Genomic DNA, 11,868 nt, shown 5'->3' on the forward strand with positions numbered 1-11,868 from the left:
CGATACCCGTCAAAGTGAGGTCCGTCAGATCTCGTTGTTCCAGGCGTCGAGCTGATGCTGCTTGAGCATGTCCTCGACGAACTGCGGCACGACATTGCGGAACTTGCCCGTGTCGGAAGGCACGATCTCGATCATCCGCGCGATCATCTCGGCGGGATCGAGGCGGCCCTGCGGCGTGCCGAGCAGACTGTCGAACGTCGCGCGCATCTCGGCCTTCTTCGTGAAATTGCGCGCGTCGTCCAGCCACCGGAACGGCGTGTCCGCCATCGTCTCGTTGTAGCCGGTGAGGTAGGCGCCGGGGTTGATCGTCTGGACCTTGATGCCGAACGGCCTGAGCTCCTGCTGCATCGCCTCGGCGATCGCCTCGAGCGCGTGTTTCGTCGACACGTAGATGCCATAGCCGGGCGGCGTGAAGAGCCCGCCCATCGAAGACGTGAACACGATCTTCCCCGGTTTCTTCCGCGCGATCCAATTCCGGATGAAGCCCTGCGTGAGGACGAGCGGCGCATGCACGTTCACCTCGAAGTTGCGCCGCACGAGATCGACGGGAATCTCGCTGACCGGTCCCGCTTCGCCCATGCCGGCGTTGTTGAACAGCACGTCGATGTCCCAGGTGTGCGCATACGCCACGTCGTAGAGATCGAGCAGATCGAGCTTCTCGACGCGGAGATTCTTCAAGCCGAGCTCGTCGACCTTGCGTCGCAGCGCCGCCACCTGCGGCGAGATCTGCGCGGTCGCGATCACCTGATGACCGTTCTTCGCCATGCCGATGGCGGCGCCTTCGCCAAACCCGGAACCGGCGCCCGTGATCAAAATGGTTTTGGACATGCTTTTTTCCTTCCTTCGCCTGTAGCTCTCGTCTTCGTGTCGATTCGTCGAAAGATGATGCCTACGCGCGCTCCGGCTCGAAGTGGAACGCGGCCGCCGCGGCCTTTGCGATCTCGAGGTCCTGAGCCACCGCGCCGCCAGACACGCCGACGGCGCCGACCAGCTCGCCGCCGGCTTCGAGCGGGACGCCTCCGCCAAAAGGCGCCAGACCGCCATTGGTGAGCTCCAGGCCCGGCGCCGGAGCGCCTGGTTTGCAGTATTCCCACACCGCTTCACTAGGGGCCCTGAACAACGCGGACGTCCGCGCCTTCTTCAACGCGATATCGATGGACGCGAGCGGCGCGCCGTCCATGCGGGCGAACGCCTTCAGGTGCACGCCCGCGTCGAGGACCGCCACGACCACGGGGACGCCTATTTCCCACGCCTTCGTTTCCGCGGCGGCAATCACCGCGCGCGCTCGATCTGCTGTCAATGACATCGTGTGTTCTCCCTCGTGCCGACACCCGCGAGGATAAGGCGCCGCCGGATCGCTGGGCACCTCAATCGCTGCAGGCGCGGACCTGTGTTTTTCTACAGGTGGGAGGGAGGAGACAGGTGGGTGGGAGGAGCTGCGCGCCGGAACACGCTGCGGCCAGGCACGGCGAGCGTGATGCGCGTTCCCGCGGAAGAACTGTCGATGGTGAGCGCGCCGCCGATGTTCGCCGCACGCTCGCGCATGCCCGGCAGCCCGAACCGTCCGCGCTTGCCGGATCCCGCGACCGCCGGATCGATGCCGGTGCCGTCGTCCGTGATGCGCAGGGTGAAATCGTGCCCGTACGAAAGCTCGACCTCGAGCCGCGTCGCCCCTGAATGCGTGTAGGCGTTGCGCATCGCCTCGTAACCGATGCGATAAATCTCGTCGCGAACGATCGGATGCAATTCGCGCGGTTCCCCATGGACCACGACCGACACGGTCATCGCCGGCGGCTTCGCCGGATCGTCGTCGGCCGTCCTGAATGACTCGGCGAGATCATTGCCTTCCACCGTCGAGGTGCGCAGCGAGTTGAGCGCCGCCCGCCCTTCGACGACGGCGCGGCCGAGCCACGCCGACAATCGCTCGATCGCGCGGCGCAATCGCTCCGCGTCGGCCGTGTCCTCCAGCGCATCGTCCGCGACCATCTTGCTGCCCTGCACGGTCTGCAGCAGCGTGTCGTGCAGCTCGCGCGCGAGGCGGGTGCGTTCGGCGAGCCGCTCGTCGAATCGGGCACTGAGCGCCGCCGACACCTGGCGCACACGCATCCGATAGAGGGCGACGACCGATAGTACGAGCCCCATCGCCACGAGCGCCTGGAACCATATCGTCTGATACCACGCAGGCGCCACGATGAATGCGAGCGTTGCGCCGGTCTCGTTCCACACGCCGTCGTTGTTGCAAGCCAGGACGCGGAACGCGTAGCGCCCCGGCGAGAGGTCGGTGTAGAAGGCCGTGCGCCGCGTGCTCGCGTCGTGCCAATCCGTCTCCCAGCCTTCGAGCCGATAACGGAAGCGGACGCGCTCCGGGATGGTCAAACTGAGCGCCGTATAGTCGATGCGCAGCGTTCGCGTGAGCGGCGGCAACGACACGTCGCCGCGCGGCGCATAGGCTCTGTCGTCCGCGTTCACGGCGCGGATGACCACGGGCGGCGGCATCGTGTTCCGGACGATTCGACGCGGATCCACGTGGGCAAGGCCGGCGGTCGTGACAACCCACACGCCCCCCGTGGCCATCAGCTGCCGCAGTCGAGGCGCGGCGGTCGACGCGCAGCGCCTCCGGCAAATCGCTCACCAGGTCGAACAGCTCGTAGCGCACGCGGTGCGTGGGATCGGCAAGGAGCCGGTGGACCTCGGCGTCTGGAATGTGCACGATGCCGCTCGCGGCGCCCAACCAGAGGCCATCCCGCGTGGTGACGATATCGGCGATCGCGCCGAGGTCGGTCTCGGGAGACGTCCGCGCCGCGTGGAAGCGGTCGGCGCGCAGGAACGCAAGTCCGTTCTCGCCTCCCACCCACACGTCGCGATCGTGGCTCGCAATCGAGAGGATCGGCCCGACGTCCAGGGCCATCGGCCTTCTTGAACACGCGCGCCTTCCCTTGATCGACCATCGCCAGTTCGTCGCGATAGGCCAGCCACACGCGATCGGCAGCGTCCGCGTGGACTTTGGAAGCGGTCCAGTCGAGGCGATCCGGTTCGGGCAGGACCGGGACGAACGTCCATTGGTCATCCTTTCGATAGAACTGGCCAATGCCGTTGACCGATGCCCACAGCCGGCCGGCGCGATCTTTGGCGGCCGCCATGACGCTGAAGGTGTATCCGCGTTTGACGACCTCGTCGGGCGGCGGCACGGGCACGAAGCGTCCGTCGAGCCAATGCAGGAACGTCCCGTCCTTGTAGATCCAAATGGACCCGTCATGGTCGGATAGTCCACCGAGCAGGGATGGAGGGGCGTTGCGAATGGCAGTGCCGTCGCTGGCCCGCGTGATCGAAGGAGCAAGCCAGGAGACGACCCAGACTTCGCCGTTGCTGTCGGTGACGAGCGCGGCGCCGTCCTCGATCCGTGGCTCGGCCTTCCATGAGAGGTTGCGCCGGCGGAATCGATCGAGGCCGGCCTCGGTCGCCACTCACACGTTCTGTTCGCGATCCACGAGCACGTCGTAGGCGACTCGTGCGGACAATCCCTGTTCGATCGTGAACCGCTCGGGCGCGGATGGAACTGGGTTCGAGGCGAGCTCCGCCGCCGGACCGTCGACACGAAGCCGCGTGAGGCCATGCCCCGCGAACCACAGTCCGCCGTCGTGATCCCGGGCCATCGCGCTGGTGATGACATCCCCGAACACGTCCGACTCCGCCGAGCCGTCGGTCCCACGCCGTACGCGATGCACCGTCTTCCCCCCGTCGGTGACGAATACCGTGTCGCCGATTTGGGCGAGCGCGCGGGCCTCGAGATTCACACCCGGGTCGTGGAACTTCCGTGTTCCCTTGGGCAGGAACAGGAGCTTGTTTGGGCTCGCGCCCCCTACCCACAGCGTCCCATCCCTCTGCACGAGCAGCTTCCACGCAGATAGGCAGGGATAATTCCAGTCCTTCCGCACCGAATGCCAACGGCCGGATTCGAGCCGCGCGAGGCCGCCCGTCGCGGCGACCCACATCGTGCCGTCTTGATCCTGCGCGAAGTCTCGAATGTTTCCGACGGGCAGGCCATGCTCGACGGAGTAATTGGTGAGCCGCCCGTCCGCGGCGATGAAGCTGGCACCTCCGCGCGTGTAGCCGACCCAGAGCCCACCGTCGCGCGTGGCGAGCAGCGCATTCACCGAGGCGGCCGGAAGCGCACCGGCTTCGGGCTGGTAGCGCTCGAACGCGACGCCGTCGAAGCGATACAGGCCGTTGCTCGTGCCGATCCACAAATAGCCGTCCGCGGTCTGGGCGAGGCTGTCCGGTTTGCCGGTGAGGCCATCCTTCCCGGTCCACGCCGTGTGGTGCATCTCGTCGAGGCGCTGATAGAGGTCGAGCGCTGGCGCCGGCTGCGACGCCGACGCGGGAGACCCGAACAACACGAGCCACGAGACGATCGCCCCCGCTCGCAGCACGCGGTCACGACAGCGGAAGGAGCCCACGATTACACGGGAAGCAAACCGCGACGGATCGCAATCGCGACGGCGTGGGTTCGATCGTTGGCGCCGAGTTTTTCCACGAGGTTTTTGATGTGGAAGTTCACGGTCGTTTCCGAGATCGACAGCCGATCGGCGATCTGTTTGTTGCGGTAGCCCTCGCGAATCAGGGCGAGCACTTCGAGCTCGCGCGGCGTGGGATCGTCCTGGCCCAGGTGCTCGGCCAGGCGCACCGCGACGTCGGGCGGCACGTGTCTCGCTCCACCGTGGACCGCGCGCACCGCGGCCAGCAGCTCGTGTCGCGGCGCGCTTTTCAGGAGGTATCCGGCCGCCCCGGATCGCAGGGCGCGGCGAATGTCTCCGTCGCTGTCGGAGGTGCTCAGCACGAGGATGCGGGCGCGCGGGAATTCGCCGCGGATGGCGACGAGCGCATCGATGCCGTCTCGCCGGGGAGGCGGACGTCCATCAGCGTGACGTCGGGCCGGTGCCGCCGGAACGCGTCGAGCGCTTCTTCGGCGGTCGAGGCTTGCGCGACGAGCCGCATGTCGCGCTGCGATCCGATGATCGTGCTCAGGCCTTCACGAAATACCGGGTGATCCTCGACGCTGAGAATCGAGATGCACTTCGGATCACCATGCGGTCCGTCCATCCTGCTCCAACTTCGCTGTACCCGGGGGGAGGGGCGCAATTATGGATCATCGATCCGCCGGCTGATAAGGCAAATAACCTGCCCATTTCACCCTCGCGCAGGAGCCTTCGCCCCGCCACCCGCCGCCGCGGCCGTATCCCCGGCTACGGCATGACGCCATCATACGTCGGCCTCGCGCGGAAAGTCGAGAGCGCCATCGAATTCTCTTGCACTGCGAGTACACGTATGCATTGGCGCCGGTAAAGGACAACACGGATGCTGGCGCCCACCCTCCAAGGCGGAGACCAGCCGATCACTCGGTCGGTTGAATGGCCGGCGCAGCCTCCGGGCGGCGGCCAGCGGCTTCGGGCGAGAGCCGCTTCACCACGCTTCTCACGACGACGTAGAACGCGGGGACGAGCACGAGTGCAAGCACCGTCGCGCTGATCATCCCGCCGAGGACGCCGGTACCGAGTGCGCGCTGCGTTTCCGCGCTGGCGCCACTTGCGATCGCGAGGGGGACGACGCCGAGTGTGAATGCAAGTGACGTCATGAGGATCGGACGCAAGCGCAATCGTGCTGCCTCGATGGCCGCGCTCGCCGTCCCGCGCCCTTCCTCTTCGAGCTGCTTGGCGAACTCCACGATGAGGATGGCGTTCTTCGCGGAAAGCCCGATGAGCGTGATCAGGCCGACCTTGAAGAAGACATCGTTCGGCATGCCGCGCAGCTTCACCGCCAAGAGCGCGCCCAGCAAACCGAGGGGAACCACGAGCATGACGGACACGGGGATCGACCAGCTCTCGTAAAGCGCGGCGAGCACGAGGAACACCACGAGCAGGGAGAGCGCGAGGAGCGCGGGCGCTTCGTTACCCGAGAGACGCTCCTGATACGAGAGCCCCGTCCATTCGACGCCGTAGCCCGGGGGGAGCTGCGAAACGAGACGCTCCATCTCGGCCATCGCTTCTCCGCTGCTGAAGCCGCTCGCTGCGGTGCCGGAGAGACGCATGGCGGGATACCCATTGTAGCGAACGAGCTGGAGCGGGCTCCGCTCCCACCGAGGTGTGGCCACGGCGGAGAGCGGGACCATGCGACCTTCTTGGTTGCGCACCGGCAGCGCGAACACGTCGTCGAGCTGCATCCGCACCGCGGGCTCCGCTTGGAGGATCACCTGCTGCAGGCGCCCCGCGTTGGGAAAGTCATTGACGTACATCGAGCCGAGCGCCGCCGAGAGCGTCGCGTTGATCGACGCGAACGACACGCCGAACGCCTCTGCGCTCTGACGATCAATCTCCACGCGCACCGACGCACCATCGGGCAAACCCTCCGGATAGACCCCCTGCACCACGTGGCTCTTCGCGGCAGCGGCGAGGAGCTGATTTCGTGCTGCGAGCAGACGAGCTTGCCCCTGGTTGCGTCGATCGACGAGGCGCATCGCGAACCCGGAGCTCGTGCCGAGAGAATCGATGGAGGGTGGGAGGACGTTGAACATCATTCCGTCGCGGAGGCCCGCGAAACGCTCATTCGCGGCTTGCACCTCTCCCTGGGCCGTTGCGCCTTGGCGCGCGTCCCAGTCTTTGAGGATCGTGAACATGAGCGCTGCGTTCGGGCCCGAGCCGGAGAAGCCAAAGCCTTGGATGGCCACCACCGCACGCACGCCAGGTCGCTCGCGCACATAGGCTTCGTACGAGCGGATCACCTGATCGGTACGTTCGGCCGTCGCATCCGAAGGCAGCGCGACGCTCGAGATCCAGTAGCCCTGATCCTCTTGGGGCAGGAACGAGCCAGGCAACGCGCGGAAGAGCCATGCCGCGCCGGCGGCGATGGCGACGAGCGAGACGAGCGCGGTCCAGCTCCGCTTCACCACACGCCCGACGCCCCGGCCGTACCGTTCGGTGAGCCACGCGAAGCCGCGATTGAAAGGCCCGAACACGCCGCGGTTTGCATCGTGGTGCGCGGACACCGGCTTCAAGACGGTCGCGCAGAGGGCGGGCGTCAGCGAGAGCGCGAGGAACGCCGAGAGCAGGATCGACACCGCCATCGAGAGGCTGAACTGTCGGTAGATCGTCCCGACCGAGCCCGACGCGAACGCCATCGGAATGAACACGGCCGACAGCACCAGCGTGATTCCGATGACCGCGCCGGTGATCTCCTTCATCGCCTTCTTCGTCGCCTCCTTTGGCGAGAGGCGCTCGGTCGCCATGATGCGCTCGACGTTCTCGACCACGACGATCGCATCGTCGACGATGATGCCGATCGCGAGCACCATCCCGAACATCGTCAGGACGTTGATCGAATACCCCGTCGCATACATGACGGCGAACGTGCCGAGCAGAGCGATCGGCGCGACGATGGCGGGCACCAGCGTGTAGCGGAGGTTCTGCAGGAAGACGAACATCACCACGAACACGAGCGCCATGGCCTCGAAGAAGGTCTTGAAGACCTTCTCGATCGAAATGCGAACGAAAGGCGCCGTGTCGTACGGAATGCCGACCTCGATCCCGTCCGGAAAACCCTCGGCGAGCTCGGCGACGCGCGCGCGAATGAGCGCGGCCGTCTCCACCGCGTTCGCCCCGGGCGAGAGCATCACGCCCGCGCCGGCCGAGGGGGAGCCGTCCGTTCGCGTCGAGGTGCGGTAGCTCTGCGCGCCGAGCTCGATGCGGGCCACGTCCGATAAAAGGACGCGTGAACCGTCCGGTCGTGCGCGCAGCACGATGGCGCCGAACTCCTCGGGCGTCTCGAGCTCGCCCCGCACGACGAGGGGAATCGTCACGCGTTGTCCCGGGACCGTCGGCGCGTCGCCCACCCGGCCCGGCGAAACCTGCGCGTTTTGCGCGCGGATCGCATTCGCCACGTCCTCGACCGACACCTCGAGCGCCGTGAGCTGCGCGGGGTCGAGCCACACGCGCAAGGCGCGCGGGGCGGCGAAGACCTGCACGCTGCCCACGCCGCGGACGCGCTTCAGCTCTTCGACGAGGCCCCGCGAGAGGAAGTCGCCGAGCGTCTGTTCGTCGTAGCGGCCATCGGGCGAGCGCAGATCGACGATGCAGAGAAAGTTCGAGGTCGAGGACTCGACGGCGAGGCCGATCTGCCGGACCATCTGCGGCAGTCGAGGCTCCACGGTGCGCAGACGATTCTGGACCGCGACCTGGGCCAGCTCGGGATCGGTCCCCGGCTCGAACGTGACCGTGATCTGCGCGACGCCCGAGGTGTCCGAGGACGACTCGAAATAGAGCAGATGCGGCACGCCCGAGATTTCGCGCTCGATGGGCGCGAGGACGCTCTCGCTCATCGTGGAGGGCGTCGCGCCGGGGTACACGGCCGTCACGTTCACGCTCGGGGGCGCGACGGTCGGGTAGCGCTCGACCGGCAGGCGCCCGAGCGCGAGCACGCCGAGCAAAACGATGAAGAGGGAGACGACCCACGCGAAGACCGGGCGCTCGATGAAGAAACGCGGCATGATCTCGTTATTCGCTTGCGGGCATGCGCGCCGCGTCAGGGGTTGGGTGGCGAGGAGCTCGGCGCGGCCGTCGCCGCCGGAGCTTCGGAGGGCGCGCTCGGCCGGTTCGGCGGCGGCTTCCAGGTCGAGGGACGCACCGACATGCCGGGCGTGAGCTGCTCTTGTCCCTCGACGATGACGCGGTCGCCCGGCGCGAGCCCGGCGCGGACGATCTGCTGTCCCTCGACGATGCGACCCGTCGTCACGGAACGCGCCACGACGCGGTCGCCGGGGTCGACCACGAGCACGCTCTCCCCGAGCGCGGGATCGTGGAGCACGGCCTGCTGCGGCACCGTGATCGCCTGAGGCTCCCGGCCGACGGGGATGCGCGCGCGGACGAACATCCCCGGCAGAAGGTGGAGATCTTTGTTCTCGACGAGCACGCGCAACGTCAGCTCGCTCGTCGACGGGTCGACGTTCACATCGGTCGAGAGCAGTCGCCCTTGCTCTGCGTAGGGTTCGCCGCGCATCGAGAGCAACGTGACCGGGAGGCCCTGGCTCGTTTCGAGCTCGCCCCGCGCGAGGCGCTTGCGCAGCTCCTCGTAGCGCATCACCGGCTGACGGATGTCCACGTACACTTGGTCGAGCTGCTGGATCGTGACCATCGGGATCGGATCGGCGGTCCCCACGAGCGCCCCCTCGGTGACGCGCGAGAGACCGATACGTCCGCTGATGGGGGCCGTGACGGTGGCGTAACGCAGGCTGACCCTGCTCCGCGCGAGCGAGGCCTCCGCGATGGCGAGGTCGGCCCGCGCGATGTCGACCGTGCTGCGCGCGTTATCGGCCGCCTGGCCCGCGATGGCGCCGCCTGTTTCGAGGCGCTGCGCGCGCTCGGCCTCCCGCGTCGCGATCGCGAGGGCAGCGCGTTGCCGTTCCGTCGTCGCGGCGGCGCTCGCGACCTCGGCCCGGAAGACCGTGGGGTCGATGCGATAGAGAGCCTGCCCCGCCTTGACGGTGTCGCCCTCGTTGAAGAGCCGCTCGCGCACGATGCCGGACACGAGCGGCCGGACGTCGGCGACCCGCACCGGCACGACGCGGCCTGGAAGGACGTCCTCGAGCACCACGGCGTGCGGCGTCACGGATACGACCGAGACTTCGGGGGGCGGCTGCGGAGGCGGCGGCGTGCTCGTCTCGGCGGACGCGCAGGCCGTGAGGAGCGCCGCGCACAAAAAGGGGAGACGAAGGTGTCGCATGTCGTTGCTCTATCGGTCTTTCGCGGAGTTTGTCCGAAATGGCCGCCCGACGGACGCGCTGAACGAACGCGCGTGGGCTCCTGCCTGCTCCGATCGCGGAACATCTCCGTGGGGTTCGCGCGCAGAGGCGGCAATGGTCCGAGGCCCGTGAGCGCCCCGACGTCTCCCGCGCACGGGGTCACGTCAGTACGGGAATTCGCCCTTTTTCACGCCAAAGCGCAACGGGGGCGCAGCGATGCCGTTCCTTGTCATACCGCCGTGGTGAAGGGAGGGGAACCTCGGAGCCAGAACGAGAGACATGTACGGCTCCTCCATCGTGGCGCCCCACATGACCTTCCTTGGCTTACGGATCCATCTCGTTCAAAACGGAGCGAGGGGTACCACGGAACAATATGAGGCGCAAGGGTTCACGGCGAAAAACAAGCTATGGGGTAGAACTTCGCGAGCTCGGATTCGAACCCAAAGAGCTGTTTACAACATTTACCTTGACCATGCACCTGACACATGGACCACGCGCCGGTCAGGACGAAAGCGGTTCGCCTGCCGGTCATGTTGTACACTCGCCCAAGCCGAGAGGAGGCTCCCGTTGGAGTGGACCAACGATGAAGCACGATTCCCACGGCAACGGCCCCGCGCAGCGAGGAGGAGTCCATAGGTAAGGAGCGAGAGAGAGAAGCCGAAATGCTCCGAGGGGTTCGGCTTTGGTGCTGGACCGTTTGTCGAGGAGCTGCACGATGCGCAGTTCCTCGCGACACCAGGAGCGACCCTACCCACCACGGCAGCGACGCTGACCTCTCCACTGGTAATGTTGGCGCGCTCGTGTGTCAGGTCGACTGCGCGTCCCGCCCGCTCGATCGCCAGTAAAGCACCTCGAGTGCGACGGCAACGTGCACGCGGTTATGCTCTAGAGGTCGCGGGAGGAGTTCTTCGGCACGCGCCAGCCGGCGGAGCAGGGTATTGCGGTGGGTGCGGAGGCGCGCCGCTGTGCGGGAGGCGTTGCACCCTTCTTCGAGGAACGTCAGCAGGGAGCGCCTTAGCTCCGGGCTGGCAGTTTCGAAGTCACCCAGGGTGTACTTGACGAACTGGTCCGCGCCTTCTGGGTCGTGGGTGACCAACGCGACGAGTCGGACCCTATCGAAGCTGACGATGCGCTGATCGGAACGCAGGCGGGCGACCATGCGCTGGGTGGTGAGGGCGTCGAGGTGGCTCCGACGAAAGCCCTCGATTCCGCGACTTCTGGATCCGAGCGCGATGCGGACGCCTGGCAGCGCTCGTGTCGCAGCGCGCAGTCGCTCGAGGTCTGGTTCGGCCGTTTCTGACACCCAGACCCACAGCGTCGCCGCGCTGGCCACGACGACCAGGGGCCGCTCCGCGCTGGCGGCGCGGGCCAGGGCGTCGGCCGCGTTTTCGAGGGAGCCGAGGTCGGACTCTGTCTCGTCGCTCCAGACGATGGCCGCTCGGTGCGTCTGGTCGAGCTGGTAGCCGAGCCGCTGGGAGGCATTCTGGGGGCTGATGGGCGCGCCGTTCAGGAGGAGCGCCACGACCTCGCGGCGCTCGGCGTGGGTGCCGCGGGTCAGCTCGTCACGCTCCGCATCCATCTGGGCGGAGATGCTCGCGATCGTCGCGTCGATGAACGAGGAGATGGAGCGGGCCGAGATATCGAGCAGCTCGCGCAGCTCGTCCGGATCGGAGGTCAGCTCGAAGGCCACCGACATCCACCGGAGCCAGGCCGCGTTTTGCCCGGTGCGGTAGGCGTGCAGCGAGGACTCGGTCACCCCGCGACGCACGAGGTCGCGGGCGGTGCGGAGCGATTCGGCGTGGAGGTTGGGCGCGACCGGAGCTCCCGGGTCACGCAGGTTCGCCGCCGCCCAGTGGAGGAGGTTCGCGCGGTTCGTTCTGCGCATGGCCGCCGCGAGCACCGGGTCATCGGCGACGACCTTCATGTTCCTGATCGACAGCGTCGCCCTGTCGACCTCCTCGAGCCACTCCGGTGGCGCGTTCAGGGCCATCTCGGCGCCGCGCCGGATCAACTCGCGCACACGCTTCGATGGGCGCGGCCACGGCCACGCGACTGGCTCGTCATCCGGAGGGTGCATCCTG

Annotated in this window: 10 protein-coding genes and 1 pseudogene; all 11 read right to left on the reverse strand. The window is 67.2% G+C overall.

All coding sequences use genetic code 11. From position 1 onward, the window contains the following. Positions 1-24 precede the first annotated feature (24 nt). Positions 25-828 (reverse strand): SDR family oxidoreductase, encoded by an 804-nt coding sequence (locus tag QHF83_RS32160; RefSeq protein ID WP_282421824.1) that lies wholly within the window; start codon positions 826-828, stop codon positions 25-27. Between the two features lie 61 nt (positions 829-889). Then, on the reverse strand, positions 890-1,306 hold the full coding sequence (locus tag QHF83_RS32165) for a heme-binding protein (protein ID WP_282421825.1): 417 nt from the start codon (positions 1,304-1,306) through the stop codon (positions 890-892). 92 nt (positions 1,307-1,398) lie between these two features. Beyond that, positions 1,399-2,526 carry a triple tyrosine motif-containing protein gene (locus QHF83_RS32170; protein WP_282421826.1) on the reverse strand — a complete coding sequence of 376 codons (1,128 nt, stop codon included), beginning with the start codon at positions 2,524-2,526 and terminating at the stop codon, positions 1,399-1,401. Between the two features lie 47 nt (positions 2,527-2,573). Beyond that, positions 2,574-3,464: a hypothetical protein gene (locus QHF83_RS32175; protein ID WP_282421827.1), complete on the reverse strand. Its 891-nt coding sequence runs from the start codon at positions 3,462-3,464 to the stop codon at positions 2,574-2,576. After that, positions 3,465-4,430, reverse strand: coding sequence for a two-component regulator propeller domain-containing protein (locus tag QHF83_RS32180; RefSeq protein ID WP_282421828.1), 966 nt, complete (start codon positions 4,428-4,430; stop codon positions 3,465-3,467). Positions 4,431-4,459: 29 nt separating this feature from the next. After that, positions 4,460-4,702 carry a response regulator transcription factor gene (locus QHF83_RS32185; protein ID WP_282421829.1) on the reverse strand — a complete coding sequence of 81 codons (243 nt, stop codon included), beginning with the start codon at positions 4,700-4,702 and terminating at the stop codon, positions 4,460-4,462. A gap of 84 nt (positions 4,703-4,786) precedes the next feature. After that, positions 4,787-4,870 (reverse strand): annotated as a pseudogene (locus QHF83_RS53550) (DNA-binding response regulator); the annotation flags it as partial. Next, positions 4,831-5,100, reverse strand: coding sequence for a response regulator transcription factor (locus QHF83_RS32190; RefSeq protein WP_282421830.1), 270 nt, complete (start codon positions 5,098-5,100; stop codon positions 4,831-4,833). The pseudogene QHF83_RS53550 and the gene QHF83_RS32190, both read right to left, overlap by 40 nt. Positions 5,101-5,392: 292 nt before the next feature. Next, positions 5,393-8,536 (reverse strand): multidrug efflux RND transporter permease subunit, encoded by a 3,144-nt coding sequence (locus QHF83_RS32195; RefSeq protein WP_282421831.1) that lies wholly within the window; start codon positions 8,534-8,536, stop codon positions 5,393-5,395. 35 nt (positions 8,537-8,571) lie between these two features. Further along, a complete protein-coding gene (locus tag QHF83_RS32200) occupies positions 8,572-9,768 on the reverse strand; it encodes an efflux RND transporter periplasmic adaptor subunit (RefSeq protein WP_282421832.1) in 1,197 nt (398 codons plus the stop codon). An 824-nt stretch (positions 9,769-10,592) separates the two neighbouring features. Then, positions 10,593-11,864 (reverse strand): PucR family transcriptional regulator, encoded by a 1,272-nt coding sequence (locus QHF83_RS32205; RefSeq protein ID WP_348980488.1) that lies wholly within the window; start codon positions 11,862-11,864, stop codon positions 10,593-10,595. Between the last annotated feature and the right edge of the window lie 4 nt (positions 11,865-11,868).

It is taken from the genome of Polyangium sp. 15x6 (genome assembly GCF_029960785.1).
Lineage (GTDB): Bacteria > Myxococcota_A > Polyangia > Polyangiales > Polyangiaceae > Polyangium.

What these genes read in the sequence shown, in the direction of transcription:
- QHF83_RS32200 (WP_282421832.1), bottom strand. Translation starts at nt 9,768, where the DNA reads ATGCGACACCTTCGTCTCCCCTTTTTGTGCGCGGCGCTCCTCACGGCC.
- QHF83_RS32190 (WP_282421830.1), bottom strand. Translation starts at nt 5,100, where the DNA reads ATGGACGGACCGCATGGTGATCCGAAGTGCATCTCGATTCTCAGCGTC.
- QHF83_RS32165 (WP_282421825.1), bottom strand. Translation starts at nt 1,306, where the DNA reads ATGTCATTGACAGCAGATCGAGCGCGCGCGGTGATTGCCGCCGCGGAA.
- QHF83_RS32205 (WP_348980488.1), bottom strand. Translation starts at nt 11,864, where the DNA reads ATGCACCCTCCGGATGACGAGCCAGTCGCGTGGCCGTGGCCGCGCCCA.
- QHF83_RS32160 (WP_282421824.1), bottom strand. Translation starts at nt 828, where the DNA reads ATGTCCAAAACCATTTTGATCACGGGCGCCGGTTCCGGGTTTGGCGAA.
- QHF83_RS32195 (WP_282421831.1), bottom strand. Translation starts at nt 8,536, where the DNA reads ATGCCGCGTTTCTTCATCGAGCGCCCGGTCTTCGCGTGGGTCGTCTCC.